The sequence below is a fragment of the Pedobacter steynii genome (assembly GCF_001721645.1).
GTDB classification, from domain to species: Bacteria; Bacteroidota; Bacteroidia; order Sphingobacteriales; family Sphingobacteriaceae; genus Pedobacter; species Pedobacter steynii_A.
Window position 1 is genome coordinate 1,327,253 of record NZ_CP017141.1, and the last position, 16,150, is coordinate 1,343,402.

Here is a 16,150-nt window from a genome sequence, read left to right on the forward strand (position 1 = left end):
GGATATGGGTTCATCTGGTATATTATGATGTTATCTCGAGCTGTAAGTTGCCACCGGAATGATCATCTCTTCCAAGGAGATGCCCCCATGCTGGAAGGTTTCGTTATAGTAGTTTACGAACTGATTATAGTTGTTCTGATACACAAAATAACGGTCTTCTTTTGCAAAGATATAGTTCGAACTGATATTAATCTTCGGTAGTTGAGCTTCATGTGGATTTTTAATTAAGAACACCTCTTTGGCGTTATAGTTAAGATTCCGGCCTTGTTTATACCTTAAATTGGTATTGGTATTCCGGTCTCCGATAACTTTGCTCGGATGTTTTACCCGGATTGTTCCGTGATCCGTTGTGATGACTAATTTTACTTTTTTCTGTGAAATCTTTTTCAGTAACTCCATTAGTGGAGAGTGTTCAAACCAGGAAAGAGTTAAAGAACGGTAAGCGGCATCATCATTTGCAAGTTCGCGAATCATTTGCATATCTGTTCTGGCATGAGAAAGCATATCGACAAAGTTATATACGATCGCATTAAAGTCATTCTGGAGCAAATTATTGATCTGATCATTCAGCGCTTTGCCATCATCATAGGTCAGGATTTTATTGTAACTGAATTTACAGTCCTTACGCAGGCTTCTTTTTATCTGATCTGCCAAAAAGGCGCTCTCATGCATGTTTTTTCCACCCTCATCATCATCATTCTGCCATAGTCCCGGGAAGCGTTTCTCCATTTCCAAAGGCATTAACCCGGAAAATATGGCATTTCTTGCGTATTGCGTGGCAGTAGGAAGAATACTGGAATAAGTGTCTTCTTCATCTAAGCGAAAATGTTCGGTGATTAATGGGTTTATGATACGCCACTGGTCATATCTCAAATTGTCAATCAGGATAAAAAATACCGGAGTGTTGTTCCCATTGATTAAAGGGAAGGCTTTTTTCTTCAGGAGCTCGTTGGAAAGCAGAGGTGCTTTCCCTTTTCCATTTACCCAGCCCAGATAATGGTCTTCGATAAATTTGGAAAATTGTGCGTTGGCTTCTGATTTCTGCATGGTGAGGATTTCGTGCATTTGGGAATCATCTAATTTTTCCAGTTCCAGCTCCCAAAAAACAAGCTTTTTATAAACCTCTACCCATTCCTCATAACTCAGTTTGTCGTTTAGCGTCATTCCCAGACGACGAAAATCCTGCTGGTAGGCCATAGATGTCTTTTCGCTGACCAAACGCTTATTGTCAATGATCTTTTTAATAGTCAGCAATACCTGTTTTGGGTTTACCGGTTTGATCAGATAATCATCAATTTTAGAGCCGATCGCATCTTCCATTAAATTTTCTTCTTCACTTTTGGTAATCAGGACAACCGGAACGTCATTGCGGATATTTTTGATTGCCGTAAGGGTTTCCAGGCCTGTTAATCCGGGCATGTTTTCATCTAGAAATACCAGGTCAAAATGCTCTTTACCAAATGCTTCGAGTGCATCATTGCCATTTGTAAAGGTGGTCACATGATAGCCCTTCTCATTTAATAGTAATATATGTGGTTTTAATAAGTTAATCTCATCGTCGGCCCATAAAATTTTGGTTTCCTGCATTATTGTATTTGTATAATGTAAATTAATCTTTCAAAAAAGAAAGTTCCCTTTCTTAGTATGGATAAAAATAGCAATTTTTGTACCGTATAATTTATTTTTAAGGATTGAACAAAAAGAAAATCATAAATGATCCCGTATATGGCTTCATTAATATCCCCTCTGAATTAGTATTTGATCTGATTTCACATCCCTATTTTCAGCGGTTAAGATATATAAAGCAACTGGGCATGACCCATCTGGTGTATCCGGGAGCGTTACACACCAGGTTTCATCATGCCCTGGGTGCAATGCATTTGATGAGTCTGGCCATAGAAGTCCTTAGAAGTAAAGGTCATCTGATTAGTAAGGAAGAAGAGGAGGCTGCTACTATTGCCATTCTTTTGCATGACATCGGACATGGTCCGTTTTCCCATGCATTAGAGCACACACTTGTGAATGGGATTAAGCATGAAGATATTTCCATGCTGTTGATGGAGAAGCTGAATGTCGAGTTTGGCGGGAGGCTGACAGATGCCATAAATATTTTTAAAGGGGATTATCCTAAAAAATTTCTTCCACAACTCGTCTCCGGGCAGCTGGATCTGGATCGTATGGACTACCTGAACAGAGATAGTTTTTTTACAGGGGTAAGTGAAGGGGTGATCAGTTTTGACCGGATTATTAAAATGTTTAATGTCCTGGATGATCAGCTGGTGATTGAAGAAAAGGGGATTTATTCTATTGAAAATTTCCTGATTGCCAGAAGACTGATGTATTGGCAGGTTTATCTGCATAAAACTGTGGTTGCAGGAGAGTACCTTCTGGTTAAAATACTGGAGCGGGCTAAGGAGCTTTCCGGCCTTGGAACCGTTCTTTTTGCAACTCCGGCTCTTCAGCATTTCCTGAAAAATGAGGTAAAAGAGGAAGAGTTCTTCAGTTCAGAAATCCATCTGGCGCAATTTTCGAAATTGGATGATCAGGATATTTTTGCTTCAGTAAAAGTATGGGCTGATCATGAAGACCGGATATTGGCACAGCTTTGTCAGATGTTTATCCGGAGGAATCTTTATAAAGTAGAGATCAGTTCTGAAGCTCCGGATCCCGGCAGGCTTGCTCGGATAAGAGAAAACACAGCCGATCTGATGAACCTGAATGCGCAGGAGGTTTGTTACTTTGTTTTTACGGATGTCATTGAAAACAGAGCTTACAACGCAGGAAGCGGAAATATTAACATTCTAATGAAAAACAATACCATCATTGATATTGCGAAAGCATCAGATTTATCTAACTTAGAATCCTTAGACAAGACGGTAACCAAACACATACTATGCTATCCCAGAATAATTTAGCATTTTTTAACAAAATAATTAACTTTTAATCCCGTTTTTAGATTCTATATAGATCCGAGACTGGATGATAACCTAAATAGGTTTATTTGTTCATATCAATTTAACACTTAACTTTGTACGATGCAATTTACTGCCAAGCAGATAAGCGAATTTATAGATGGCACCATTGAAGGCGATGAAAACGCTAAAGTAACAGAACTTTCCAAGATAGAAAATGGGACAGCTGGGTCTTTATGTTTTTTGTCTAATCGAAAATATGAGAACTATCTATATTCCACAAAAGCTTCAATCGTCATTGTAGGGAATGATTTTTTTCCTGCTCAGGCCGTTGAAAGCACTCTAATTAAAGTCGCGGATCCGTACAGTGCATTTTCTGTTTTGCTGGAAAAGTACAATGAGGTAGTGAACCAAATGAACGTTCAGTCTGGAATAGAGCAACCGAGCTTTATTCATCCCTCGGCAAAAATTGGGAAAGATGTGTTTATAGGAGCATTCAGTTACATTTGTGAAAATGTAGTGATTGGTAACGGAACGAAGATTCAATCGCAGGTATTTGTTGGCGCTGATACTGAGATCGGAGAAAATTGTCTTGTTTTTCCTGGAGTAAAGATTTACAACAGAACAGTAATGGGGAATAATATTAATATTCACTCTAACACTGTAATTGGTAGTGATGGCTTCGGCTTCGCCCCACAGCCTGATGGTACTTATTCTAAAATCGCGCAGATTGGAAATGTAGTGATCGAGGATGATGTGGAAATCGGGGCAAATACGACAATAGATAGGGCTACGATGGGTTCTACATTTATCAGAAAGGGAGTGAAACTGGATAACCTGATTCAGATCGCCCACAATGTGGATGTTGGAGCGCATACGGTTGTTGCAGCACAGACTGGTATCTCCGGAAGCACAAGGCTTGGAGAGAATTCTGTGGTGGGTGGACAGGTTGGAATTGCTGGTCACCTTAGCCTGGCAAAAGGTACACAAATCGGCGCACAGGCAGGAATAAACTTCAACACAACAATAGAGAACAAACAATGGCACGGCAGTCCGGCTCAGCCTTTAAGAGACTGGATGCGGGCATCAGTGATATTTAAACAATTGCCAAACGTTGAAAAACGTATTGCAGTATTAGAGCAAACGATCACAGAACTAAAAGCAATAATTGAACAAAATAGCACAATAGCAAAATAATGAATGTTAAGCAAAAAACTATAAAGAGCGAAGTTTCAGTACAGGGTGTAGGCCTTCATACAGGGGCGAATGTGACGCTTACTTTTTGTCCGGCACCAGAAAATCACGGATTTAAATTTCAAAGAACCGATTTACCGGGAAGCCCTATTGTTGATGCTGATTGTGATAATGTTACCGATACTGCAAGAGGTACGACTATTTCTCAGAATGGAGCGAGCATCAGTACAGTAGAACACGTGATGGCTTCATTGGTAGGAATGGACCTGGATAACGTGTTGATGAAGCTTGACGGACCAGAAACCCCGATTATGGATGGTAGTGCTGTTTTATTTATGGAGGCTTTGGAGAGCGTTGGTATTCAGCAACAGGATATTGACAGAGAATATTTTCAGATTCCTCATAACATTACCTACACAGAGCCGGATAGAAAAGTTGAAATTGTAGCCATGCCTTTAGATGATTACAGGTTTACCTGTATGATCGATTATAACTCCCCGGTATTGGGAAGCCAGCATGCAGGAATTTCCAGCATTGCTGAATTTAAAAAAGAAATTGCTTCCTGCAGGACTTTTTGTTTCCTTCACGAATTGGAATATCAACTTCAGAATAACCTGATTAAAGGTGGAGATTTGAACAACGCCATCGTAATTGTAGATAAAGAAGTGACTAAAGAAGAGCTGGATCATCTGGCGAAAATCTTTAACCGGACTGCAATGGAGGTTGCCCCTCAGGGAATTTTAAATAATATGGAGCTGCGGTATCAGAATGAGCCTGCCAGACATAAATTATTAGATATGATCGGTGACCTTGCCCTGGTAGGGGTTCACTTAAAGGGACATATCATGGCTGCCCGTCCGGGACATGCCGCAAACGTTGCTTTTGCGAAAAAGATTAAAGCAGCAATTAAAAAGGAAAAAAATAAAAAAGTGCAGCATGTTTATGATCCATCGGTAAAACCACTTTATGATGTGGTACAGATTATGGATATCCTGCCACACCGACAACCATTCTTGTTTATTGATAAGATCCTGGAACTGTCTAAAACGCATGTTGTAGGGGTTAAAAATGTAACCATGAATGAAGAATTCTTCAAGGGCCATTTTCCTGGTGCCCCGGTTTTTCCTGGAGTGATCCAGATTGAAGCGATGGCCCAGACAGGCGGTATTTTAGTATTAAGTACAGTCTCTGACCCAAGAAATTATCTGACCTTATTTTTAAAAATTGATAATGTACGCTTTAGGGCGCAGGTATTGCCTGGCGATACCATTGTTTTCAGATGTGACTTAATGGAGCCAATCAGAAGAGGCATTGCACAAATGAAAGGTGTAGGAATGGTAGGAGGAAAAGTTGTTGTGGAAGCAGAAATGATGGCCCAAATTGTAAAAGTTAAAGAAAGCGAAACCGTATCATGATACAACCCTTAGCGTATATACATCCGCAGGCAAAAATTGCCGATAATGTAGTAATTGAGCCTTTTGCAGTCATACACAAGGATGTAGAAATTGGGGAAGGAACCTGGATCGGATCAAATGTTGTCATCATGGATGGCGCCAGGATTGGTAAAAACTGCCGGGTTTTTCCGGGATCAGTAATTTCCGGTGTTCCTCAGGATCTGAAATTTGCAGGAGAGGTGACTACGGCCGAGATCGGCGATAATACGACGATCAGAGAGTGTGTGACCATCAACAGAGGTACAAAAGATAAATGGAAGACGGTGATTGGCAGTAACTGCCTGATCCAGGCTTATTCTCACATCGCACACGACTGTGAGGTTGGCGACCATTGTATCTTTTCGAACAGTACAACCCTTGCAGGGCACATTACCATTGGAAACTATGTCGTTCTGGCCGGGCTGGTGGCGATTCATCAGTTTGTAAAGGTTGGATCTCATGCCTTCGTGACTGGTGGTTCATTGGTAAGAAAAGATGTCCCTCCATATGTTAAGGCTGCCCGTGAACCACTTTCGTATGCAGGGATCAATTCTGTTGGTTTAAGAAGGAGAGGGTTCTCTTCCGAAAAAATCAATGAAATTCAGGAGATTTACAGGGTATTATTTGTGAAGCATAACAATGTTACCAAAGCATTGGATATGATTGAAGCAGAGTTTGCACCGACAGAAATCCGTGATGAGATTGTAGATTTTATCAGAAACTCGAACAGAGGGGTAATGAAAGGCTTCGGTTCAGGGAGTTAATCGAAAAATTAATGAAGATCAGCTTAAGTAAGGCCGGCAGACGATTTAATCAGGAGTGGATTTTTCGAAATTTTGATTACGAATTTCAATCTCCTGGTAAATATGCCATCCTGGGACCTAACGGCTCCGGGAAGTCTACCTTACTAAGCTTAATCCTTGGCAGTTTATCTCCCTCGGAAGGAGGAATAAGCTATCATGCTGAAAAGACCATTGCAGTAGAAGATATTTATAAGCACCTGAGTTTTGCTGCGCCTTACCTGGATTTGATCGAAGAGTTTACACTCGAAGAGACGATAGACTTCCATTTCAAATTTAAAGGGCTGTACAACAACATGACTAAGGATGCGGTGTTGGCGCTGCTTGGTCTGGAGAAATCGCAGGACAAGGCCTTAAAATACTTCTCCTCGGGAATGAAACAACGGACTAAGCTCGTTCTGGCTTTCTGTTCCGACACCCCGATCCTCTTATTGGATGAGCCAACTTCTAATCTTGATCAACAGGGAATAAGCTGGTATTTGGAATTAATCGCCAATTTTACGGATAAAAGATTAGTCATCGTAGGGTCAAATCAGGAAGTTGAGTATTCGTTTTGTCAACATTTAATACAGGTCACAGATTATAAATAACGTTTTTTTATATTTGTCATCTGCCTTTAATGGCCTTTAAACGAAGAAAAACAAGAAATAAAATATTTTTTTAATTTACTATTGTAGGATTCATAAATAGTCTTTACCTTTGCGGCACGAAAAAGGGCCCAAATGGTCGGGCACAATTTCAAAAAAAATGGCAAAAGCATCGGACGTAAAAAGTGGGAATATCCTTCGGTTTAACGGAGAATTAATTCAGGTAGAAGAATTTCTACACCGTACTCCAGGAAACTTGAGAGCTTTTTATCAGGCAAAGATGCGAAACATCAAAACCGGGAAACTGGTTGAATATAGGTTTCGCACAGATGAGGAAGTAACAATTTGTCGTGTTGAGACCAATGATTACCAGTATTTGTACGAAGATGGCGATTTTTTGGTAGTAATGGACAACACTTCTTATGAGCAGTTTAACATTCCAAGAACTTTGTTTGGAGAAAGTGTTAAATTCTTAAAAGAAGGAATGAATGTAATCATCGCATTCGAAAGTGAAGAGCCGATTATGGCACAAACACCTTCACATGTAGAATTGGAGATTACGTATACAGAGCCCGCTGTAAAAGGCGATACCTCTACAAACGCATTAAAATACGCTACTGTGGAAACAGGAGTAGAAATAAAAGTCCCAATGTTTATCAACCAGGGCGATAAAGTCAAAGTTGATACCCGTACAGGGGACTATGTAGAAAGAGTAAAATAAGAATTTTCATAGTTTAGTTTTAGGTTTAGGTTGATTGTGGCTTCGGAGTGGTTCCCGAAGCCATCTTTTTTTACCCTCTTTTTTTTACCTTGGCATCTCAGCCATCCTTTTATGGTCATTTCTTAAATCCGGACATAAAGCGTAAAGTAATGAACAAGTCAGAAATCAGAAAAACAGTGCAGCGGCAACGGCGATTACTATCGGCCGAACAGGTTCATACACTTAGTGTTAAGTTGCTTGAACAGTTTGCTGAGCTGGACCTTTCCAGCGTGAAAATTGTCCATATATTTCTCCCAATTAAGCAGAAGCAGGAACCGGATACTTTTCTGATTATCGAATGGTTGAAAAAGTACTATCCTGAGATTAAGATCATTGTTCCAAAAGCTGATTTTGACACTGCTTTGATGACCCACCATTACTATGATGGCATCGCAGATCTGGCATTGAATGAATACCAGATTCTGGAGCCTCAAAAGGCTGCAATGCATACGGGCGAGGTGGATATGGTGATCGTGCCTTTATTGGCATTTGATAAAGATGGGTACCGTATTGGTTATGGAAAGGGCTTTTATGACAGGTTTCTGCAGGGAATATCGACGCAGAAGATTGGCCTGTCATTTTTTGATGAACTGAATGTGATTGACGATATAAACGAACATGACGTCAGGCTGGACAAATGTATTACACCAAATAGAATATATGTCTTTCCTGTAACGTAAAGCTATTTTTGCGGACCCTGTGGCAAGAGCCGCGAGGCATGGGTGGTTTGTAACGAGAATGCCACACAGGTTTCAGACGGACAAGCCATGTTTACCTACCAGCTGGATCAGGAATCCGAATATACCGTAGTGGCGAGTGAAGCAGGGAAGTTTTCACAGACGGAACGTGTCTCTACCAAGGGGCTAGACCGGAGCAAAACATTATATGTAGTCTTGAAATTAGGGTTAAGTGACATCAGTACGGGGCTACTTTTGTACTTAAAATATTCATTACGACTTCGATAAATCTAATATAAGACCCGATGCAGAACCGATTCTGAATAATCTGGTAAATATTATGATCAAAAATCCCACGCTCAGAATTGAATTATCTTCACATACAGATAGCAGGGGGAAAGATAACCGATGTGCAAATGGCATTAAATGTAGCACGAGGCAAACCGGCGTACTGAAATAAAAGTGCTGAAATATTAATCAGGGGAAGTTTCTGAATGGGGATTACCTAAAACAGCAGATTTAATCGGCTCTTTTAGGTAACCTCATTTTTATTTTTGGGCTTTGATAAAATCTGTCACCAGATAGGCAATGGCTTTTGCCGTTCCGGAGCTTTGTCTTCCATCGTTGAGCTGGACTGCACCTTCACAAACGTGCATATAAGCGAGTTTCTTTTCCAGGCTATGGATTATCCTTCGGATGTCATTAATATTGAATCCTGAGGGTGTAAATGCGCTGGATAAGATGTTTTCTACACAATCAAGATCGATTTCTAACCCAATTTCATTTTCCAGATTCTCCAGCAATGGCTGAAGCAAATCTGTTATCGGTTTATTACTCTTCAGTAAATCGTCGAAAAAGAGCGCGTTTATGTTTGAATGTGTTCTGAGCTGATCCAGAATTCCCGTGTTGTTGTAATTTTGGTGGAGCCCAAAAATGGCATAATTCTTTAAAAACCCATTTTTAATGGCGTAACTGAATCCATTTCCACTATGTCTTCCTGTGGCGGGCCTCAGATCTGCATGGGCATCGATGTTCAGCACATCAACAGGTTTTTGAAGCGCAGTTGAGTAGCCTTTAATAATCGGATAGGCATTGTTATGCCCCCCTCCAATAACAATAGGTACTTTCCCCGCCGAAATGATTTCTTTAATAACCGGATATACCTGCTCGTCTATTTGTACGACAGTGTTTTCAAGCGCGCTTATCGCTGTTTCCTCAGGTTCAGGGAAATTGAAATAGCCCAGGACCAACAACTCTGCACCTGACAGAAAGGAGCTGCTCTGAGTGTTCAAAATAGCTTTAAGTGCCGGCTGCCAGGCTGTCGCAGCACCGGCTATCCCATAATTTGCCCTTACACCGATATCTTCAGGGATCCCGAGTAATACAAAGCGGGCTGAAGAGGCTTTTAACTGCTCCAGAGATGAAATTACCTGAACTTTCTCGCCAAGTTTCATTTCCCCTTCACGTTGGTTTACCAAGGCAAGAATCTGCTCTTTTCCGTATATTTGTAGCCCTTCCATTATTGGATCTGACCGTTTAGAATGATGGTTTCAATTTGCGATTGACCGAAGCTGTAGGGCAGATAGGCGAGTGAAGGCATTGGTCTGGTGATAAACAGGTTTGCCCGTTTACCTTTTGCAATACTTCCGGTTTGGTCTGCCAGCTGCATTGCTGCGGCTCCATTTAAGCTACAGGCATTGATGGCTTCTTCCGGTAACATTTTTAGTTTGATGCAACCCAGGGATGCCACAAGGTTCATATTTCCGGAAGGGGTAGAGCCTGGATTGTAATCGGTAGCCAGGGCGACAGGAACATTTGCTTGAATTAATGTTCTGGCATTCGCAAATGGGATGCCCAGGTAGAAAGAGCAGGAAGGTAATAACGTCGCAATGGTATCCCCATTTGCCAATGCAGCAATGGCCGCATCGTCTGTTGCTTCCAGATGATCTACTGAAATAGCCTGGTGTTTTATACCGACCTGAACACCTCCGGATACAGAAAGCTGGTTGGCGTGTATTTTAGGGCGCAGTCCGTATTTTGCTGCGGCATTTAGCAACTGATCAGTTTCTTCCACAGAGAAAAAACCCTGTTCACAAAATGCATCCATATAATCTGCGAGCCCATCTGCAGCGATTTGTGGCAACATTTTGTCGATAATGAGTGAAATGTATCCTGCATGATCATTTTTATAGGCTAAAGGAAAAGCATGGGCGGCCAGAAAAGAAGCTTTAACAGGAATTGGAAAGCTTTCCTTTAGTCTTCTGATCACCCGTAACATCTTTAATTCGCTTTCTACTGAAAGCCCATATCCACTTTTAATTTCTACGGCTCCGGTTCCCTGTCTGATCATGTCATTTAACCGTACGGAAGCAGATTCAAACAATTCATCCTCGGTAGCCAGCTGGAGCTTTGCTGCGGAATTTAAAATCCCACCTCCGGCAGCAGCAATTTCTTCATAACTTTTTCCGGCAATTTTCATCACAAATTCTTCTTCCCGCGGAGCAGCGAAAACAATATGGGTATGAGAGTCACACCAGGAAGGAAATACAAATCCTCCGCTTGCAGAAACAGTTTTTACGCCATTGGGTAAGTGCTGCGGTAGCTGATCCATTTTTCCGTAATCCTGAATCAGGCCCTCTTCACAGAGCAGCCAGGCATCCTGAAGCTGGGGCAGCTTCGCCATTTCATTTCCTTTAAGCAGGAGGGTTTCTTTTGGATGTAATCCAATCAGTGTTCCGATATGAGTGATTAAAAGCGAAGACATTTAATTAAGGGTTTAGCTCTAATAAAATAGGACAATGATCAGAATGTACTGCATCAGCTAGAATGCTTACTCTTTTTAAGCGCTCCAGCATTGGCTGACTTGCCAAATGGTAGTCAATACGCCAACCCAGGTTTTTTGCCCTGGAATTTGCTCTGAAGCTCCACCAGGTATAGTGATGAGGATCCTTGTTAAAATGCCTGAAAGTATCTATAAATCCATTATTCAGGAATAATTCCATCCATTCTCTTTCTTCTGGAAGGAAACCGGAAGAGTTGGCATTGGATTTTGGATTGTGGATATCAATGGCGGTATGGCAGATGTTGTAATCCCCGGAGATAATCAGGTTAGGAACTTCCTTCCTAAGGTTTTCAATATAGGTGTCGAAAAAACGCATACACTCATACTTTTTAACCTGCCTGTCGTCTCCACTGGATCCAGACGGCATATATAGGCTCATTAAGGAGAACGTGTCAAAGTCGGCTCTTAAAACACGGCCTTCTTTGTCGATCCATTCTTCACCACAACCATATTCTACGTGATTAGGCTTTATCTTACTGAAAATAGCAACGCCGCTATATCCTTTTTTTTCTGCCGGGAACCAATAATGATGGTAGCCCAACTGTTCTATTAAGCCAATAATTTCAGGAATCTGGGAAGGTAAGGCTTTTACCTCCTGCAGACAAATCATGTCGGCATCAGTAGATTGTAACCAGCCAAAGAAATTTTTTGTTGTGGCAGATCGTATGCCGTTGACATTATAGGATATGATTTTCATTTGTGTATTTTTTATGATAATGGAGTCGATTAGGGAAGAAGTTCTTTCTCCAATCTTTTCGCTTCTCTTCGTTTTAAAACTGTAACTGTCATTTTTATATCCGTCACCGGGCGGTCGTTGCTGTCTTTTTCCAGCGCTGCAATTTTATCAACCAGTTCCAGGCCTTTCACAACTTCTCCATAAACAGTATAATTTCTGTCCAGGTGAGGAGTTCCGCCGATCGCTTTATAAATATCTCTTTGATAAAGTGGAATTTTAGCTTTCAAACGGTTTGTTTCTACGTTGTCCAATTGTTCGTCTGTGAATTTTTTTCCCTGAACCAGGTAGAACTGACTTCCGCTTGATGCTTTCTCCGGATTGTTGTCTCTTGCCGCTGCCAGGACTCCTTTCTTATGAAAAAGACTGTCCCGAAATTCCGCGGGAATGGTATAACCAACGGTTCCGTTTCCCAACTGTTCCCCCGGTTTAGCATTCCTGGAATCAGGATCGCCCCCCTGGATCATAAAGTCTTTGATAACCCGGTGAAATAAGGTCCCATCATAAATTTTCTTTTTTGTGAGTTTCAGGAAGTTGTCCCGATGTAAAGGCGTTTCATTGTAGAGCATAACGATGCATTCTCCCAGGTCTGTTTTTATTTTTACATATTGATGTTTTGGCTTCGCAGCATAGGTTAAGCTAAAGCATAAACAAAGGATAATGGTGTAAAATCTTTTCATTAATTAATGATATTTAGGGCTAAGTTAAGGTAAATCTGCTTTATTAAAAGCCGGACTCGTTTTATCATACAATTATGCTTATTTTTGTCAAAAGATGAAAGCAAGGCAAAAACTTACACTGGGCTTATGTGCATTTTACCTGATGAGTATCATCGGGATTGCATTGAATATGCATTTTTGTGGAGGTCAGCTTTCTTCTGTCCGCTTTACTGAAACCGCGAAATGCGGAGCCTGTAAAGGGGCTGAAAAAACAAAGAAAAACAGCGGTTGCTGTAAGGATACTTCTGTAGAAGCGAAAGTTAAAGACAGCCATGAAGCGGGAGTTAAAGTGGCCGTTCCAAAGGATTTTAGCCTGGAATTGTTTTTAGGTCCGATGATGTCGGATGCACTCCACTTTCTCTTGCCAAACCTATTCAGCAGAACTGAAAATAAAGCTCCGCCACTCTCATCGGTGCTTTCCCTTCACGCTTTCAATTGCGTATTCAGAAATTAAATCAGGAATAATTTATCCGCCATCACAGAAATAAACTGGGAGGGTTTTGACGTATATGCCTATGTGTGGCATGGCGTCCGATGTCTAATAAAAACATAAATTATATCCTTATGAATACGATCAAAAATTTAATCATACTATCCATTCTATTATTTGCAGGAAAAGTTTCTGCACAACATATTTCTTCGGCTGAGCTTCAGGTAACTGGCTTAACCTGTTCAATGTGTTCTCAGGCTACTGAAAAGTCTTTGAAAACGCTTGATTTTGTGGGGACTATACAGCCGGATTTAAATAAAAACCTTTTTGCGATTACTTTTAAAAAAGATAAAGCCGTAAATATTGACCAGATCAGAAAGAAAGTGGAGGACGCAGGATTTTCGGTTGGAAATCTAACAGCAGTATTCAACTTTAATCAGACTAAAATAGACGATCAGGGGCTCGCTGTGGCTGAACAAAATGTATATCAGTTTTTAAATGCAAAGAATCAAACCTTAAACGGAGCGGTAAAGGCTAGTGTGGTAGATAAAAACTTCATTTCCGGTGCGGCTTTTAAAAAGAAGGCAGCGCAGGTTAAATCAGCATCCTACGTCAGTGGAGCAGGATTGGTGAATGGGAAGAAAACCCGTATTTATCACTTAAGTATTTAAGGTTCTTATGAAGTATCTTAGGTTATTACTGATCCCCATTGTGATGGCTATGGGGTTCAATGTACAGTCTCAGGAACTATATGTTTTCTCTGAGCCAGCAAGCAATATGCCGGCTAAATCTATCGGCCTGAGGTTAACCAACGAAGGAATCTTTAATCCGGATTTCGCCAGTAGAACGATTCCGGAACTTATGGTTGGTTTTAATAAAAACCTGATGATCCATGTGCAGGGATTTTTTTCTGACATGGATGGACGATTTAAGGCTGAAGGAGTGAGCTTGTACGCCAAATACCGGTTTTTATCTGTTGATGATGTGAAAAGCCATTTCAGGGCTGCGGCATTTGGCAGAATCAGCAGTAGCAGCCGGCTTACCTACACGCAAGACATTAATCTTGAAGGTGATAACAGTGGCCTGCAGGCTGGATTGATCTTTACGCAGTTATTGCATAAACTGGCTTTATCGGGAACGTTTAGTTACACAAAGGCTTTTGAACGTCAGGAGAAGCAGCTAAATGGAAGCCCTCAACCAGATCAGATGCTGGGGTATAGCCTGTCGTCCGGATACCTTTTATTGCCGGTTGTTTACAAGAATTATAACCAGCCAAACCTAAACCTGTATTTTGAGGTCCTGGGCAAAACCAATCCTCAGAATGGAAGGTCTTATCTGGATCTTGCTCCGGCAGTCCAGGTAGTGATCAACAGCAGAACACGGATTGATTTGGGATACCGTTTTGAGGTAGCTGGAAATCTGGCAAACCGATACACCAGGAATATGTATCTGGCGAGGGTGGAGTTTAATTTCTTTAATGTGCTGAAATAGACCTGAATCTTATTTCTTATCATAGGTCAACAATCGCCACCCTTATTCGTTATAGATTTGTAAATCATTAACAAACAAGATTATGAAAAAGGTATTTTTATTCCTGGTTGCCATTTCAATCAGCGTTGCGTCTTTCGCACAAACAAAATGGACTGTTGATCCAATGCACTCTTTCGTGAATTTTTCCGTAAGACACATGGGGATTTCTTTTGTAGACGGTTCATTCAATAAATTTGATGGATCTGTAGAAGCGGCTAAAGCAGACTTAACAGATGCTAAAATCAATTTTACCGTTGATGTAAACAGTGTAGATACACGTGTAGAACCTCGTGACAATCACTTGAAAACAGACGACTTTTTCAATGCAGAAAAGTACCCTGCAATGACGTTTGAGAGCACTTCTTTCAAAAAGCTAAAAGGGAATAACTATGAGCTGAATGGTAAACTGACCATTCGTGACGTAACCAAGGACGTAAAGTTTAAAGTTGTTTTTGGAGGCACAACCAAAGATCAGCAAGGGAACACCAAAGCCGGTTTTGCAGCAAGTACCACAATCAATCGTCTGGATTATAACATCAAGTTTGATCCAACAGGTATGGGGGTAGGAAAAGACGTTACCATCTCTTTAAACCTTGAATTTGCGCAGGCAAAATAATCGATTCATATTTTAATAAAGTTCAGGTATTTGCTGACATTGATGTTTGCGAATACCTGAGCCTTGTTTTCATTTAACCAGTAATCATGTCAAACTTATCTCAGTTCAATGCATTCACCCGGGATTTACCAGTGAGTGAGCAGCTCATGCCAGTTTTATTTATGGGCCATGGCTCCCCCATGAATGGTATTGAAGACAATGAGTTCAGTGCTAAATGGGCAACAATGGCTAAAGATATTCCTGTGCCTACTGCGGTAATTGTTATTTCTGCTCATTGGTTCACCAGGGGCACCCACATCACCGCGATGGATTTTCCAAAAACAATTCACGATTTCGGCGGCTTTCCAAAGGCATTATTTGATGTAGCATATCCTGCTCCGGGAAAGCCCGGACTGGCATTGGAAACGAAGAAACTGATTCATAGTGCTGATGTTGGTTTAGACCATGACTGGGGCTTGGACCATGGTGCATGGACTGTCCTCAGACATATGTATCCTGAAGCCTCGGTTCCCGTACTTCAATTGAGCATCGATTATACCAAAGATGCCCGTTATCATTACGAGCTGGCAAAGGAGCTTTATGAACTGAGAAGGAAAGGAGTCTTGATTCTTGGGAGTGGAAATATAGTCCATAACCTCAGGATGATGAATTGGGAAATGATTAATGGAGGAGGGTATGACTGGGCATTGGAAATCAGTGATAAATTTAAAGACCTAATTCTAAATGATCATCATCAACCCTTAATGGATTACCAGACACTGGGAAAGGCCGCTTTACTGGCAATTCCAACACCAGAACACTACCTGCCACTGATGTACACCTTAGGATTAAAAAATGATAAAGAACAGGTCTCTCTATTTAACGATAAAGCAGTGGGTGGATCTTTAACCATGACTTCGGTAAGAATCGGTTAAAAG

The 16,150-nt window shown here is 41.0% G+C and carries 18 protein-coding genes; 13 read left to right on the forward strand and 5 right to left on the reverse strand.

From position 1 onward, the window contains the following. Positions 1-30: 30 nt before the first annotated feature. Positions 31-1,587, reverse strand: coding sequence for a bifunctional response regulator/alkaline phosphatase family protein (locus BFS30_RS05325; protein ID WP_069378322.1), 1,557 nt, complete (start codon positions 1,585-1,587; stop codon positions 31-33). 104 nt (positions 1,588-1,691) lie between these two features. Here BFS30_RS05325 and BFS30_RS05330 point away from each other — a divergent pair, with 104 nt between their 5' ends. The 8 genes from BFS30_RS05330 (at position 1,692) to BFS30_RS28020 (ending at position 8,651) form a co-directional block, all read left to right on the forward strand. Beyond that, positions 1,692-2,915, forward strand: coding sequence for an HD domain-containing protein (locus tag BFS30_RS05330; RefSeq protein ID WP_069378323.1), 1,224 nt, complete (start codon positions 1,692-1,694; stop codon positions 2,913-2,915). Between the two features lie 120 nt (positions 2,916-3,035). After that, entirely contained in the window at positions 3,036-4,109 is a 1,074-nt protein-coding gene (gene lpxD, locus BFS30_RS05335) for a UDP-3-O-(3-hydroxymyristoyl)glucosamine N-acyltransferase (RefSeq protein ID WP_069378324.1), read from the forward strand. After that, entirely contained in the window at positions 4,109-5,521 is a 1,413-nt protein-coding gene (locus tag BFS30_RS05340) for a bifunctional UDP-3-O-[3-hydroxymyristoyl] N-acetylglucosamine deacetylase/3-hydroxyacyl-ACP dehydratase (RefSeq protein WP_069378325.1), read from the forward strand. Before lpxD ends, BFS30_RS05340 begins: the two co-directional genes overlap by 1 nt. Continuing rightward, the gene (gene lpxA, locus BFS30_RS05345) at positions 5,518-6,303 is read left to right on the forward strand and encodes an acyl-ACP--UDP-N-acetylglucosamine O-acyltransferase (RefSeq protein WP_069378326.1); all 786 of its coding nucleotides are present in this window, start codon (positions 5,518-5,520) and stop codon (positions 6,301-6,303) included. Before BFS30_RS05340 ends, lpxA begins: the two co-directional genes overlap by 4 nt. A gap of 11 nt (positions 6,304-6,314) precedes the next feature. Next, on the forward strand, positions 6,315-6,929 hold the full coding sequence (locus BFS30_RS05350) for an ABC transporter ATP-binding protein (protein ID WP_069378327.1): 615 nt from the start codon (positions 6,315-6,317) through the stop codon (positions 6,927-6,929). Between the two features lie 157 nt (positions 6,930-7,086). Further along, positions 7,087-7,647, forward strand: a complete 561-nt coding sequence (gene efp / locus BFS30_RS05355; protein WP_069378328.1) for an elongation factor P — start codon at positions 7,087-7,089, stop codon at positions 7,645-7,647. Between the two features lie 149 nt (positions 7,648-7,796). Further along, positions 7,797-8,366, forward strand: a complete 570-nt coding sequence (locus BFS30_RS05360) for a 5-formyltetrahydrofolate cyclo-ligase (RefSeq protein ID WP_069382309.1) — start codon at positions 7,797-7,799, stop codon at positions 8,364-8,366. Between the two features lie 87 nt (positions 8,367-8,453). Continuing rightward, positions 8,454-8,651: a hypothetical protein gene (locus BFS30_RS28020; protein WP_208603036.1), complete on the forward strand. Its 198-nt coding sequence runs from the start codon at positions 8,454-8,456 to the stop codon at positions 8,649-8,651. 260 nt (positions 8,652-8,911) lie between these two features. On the opposite strand, the gene BFS30_RS05365 is transcribed toward BFS30_RS28020, so the two are convergent. The 4 genes from BFS30_RS05365 to BFS30_RS05380 are packed head-to-tail and all read right to left on the reverse strand — an operon-like array spanning position 8,912 to position 12,618. Continuing rightward, entirely contained in the window at positions 8,912-9,883 is a 972-nt protein-coding gene (locus BFS30_RS05365; RefSeq protein ID WP_069378329.1) for a formimidoylglutamase, read from the reverse strand. Next, a complete protein-coding gene (gene hutI, locus BFS30_RS05370; protein WP_069378330.1) occupies positions 9,883-11,127 on the reverse strand; it encodes an imidazolonepropionase in 1,245 nt (414 codons plus the stop codon). Before hutI ends, BFS30_RS05365 begins: the two co-directional genes overlap by 1 nt. Before the next feature lie 4 nt (positions 11,128-11,131). Next, complete coding sequence (locus tag BFS30_RS05375; protein ID WP_069378331.1) at positions 11,132-11,902, reverse strand: exodeoxyribonuclease III; 771 nt, start codon at positions 11,900-11,902, stop codon at positions 11,132-11,134. Positions 11,903-11,931: 29 nt separating this feature from the next. Next, positions 11,932-12,618 carry a peptidylprolyl isomerase gene (locus BFS30_RS05380; protein WP_069378332.1) on the reverse strand — a complete coding sequence of 229 codons (687 nt, stop codon included), beginning with the start codon at positions 12,616-12,618 and terminating at the stop codon, positions 11,932-11,934. A 94-nt stretch (positions 12,619-12,712) separates the two neighbouring features. Between BFS30_RS05380 and BFS30_RS05385 the strand changes: the two genes are divergently transcribed. From BFS30_RS05385 to ygiD, 5 genes are all read left to right on the forward strand, one after another. After that, entirely contained in the window at positions 12,713-13,111 is a 399-nt protein-coding gene (locus BFS30_RS05385; protein ID WP_069378333.1) for an HYC_CC_PP family protein, read from the forward strand. Between the two features lie 110 nt (positions 13,112-13,221). Continuing rightward, on the forward strand, positions 13,222-13,758 hold the full coding sequence (locus BFS30_RS05390; protein WP_167353130.1) for a heavy-metal-associated domain-containing protein: 537 nt from the start codon (positions 13,222-13,224) through the stop codon (positions 13,756-13,758). A gap of 7 nt (positions 13,759-13,765) precedes the next feature. Continuing rightward, positions 13,766-14,578: a hypothetical protein gene (locus BFS30_RS05395; protein WP_069378335.1), complete on the forward strand. Its 813-nt coding sequence runs from the start codon at positions 13,766-13,768 to the stop codon at positions 14,576-14,578. Positions 14,579-14,660: 82 nt separating this feature from the next. Beyond that, the gene (locus BFS30_RS05400) at positions 14,661-15,233 is read left to right on the forward strand and encodes a YceI family protein (RefSeq protein WP_069378336.1); all 573 of its coding nucleotides are present in this window, start codon (positions 14,661-14,663) and stop codon (positions 15,231-15,233) included. Between the two features lie 86 nt (positions 15,234-15,319). Then, entirely contained in the window at positions 15,320-16,147 is an 828-nt protein-coding gene (gene ygiD, locus BFS30_RS05405; protein ID WP_069378337.1) for a 4,5-DOPA dioxygenase extradiol, read from the forward strand. Positions 16,148-16,150 lie beyond the last annotated feature (3 nt).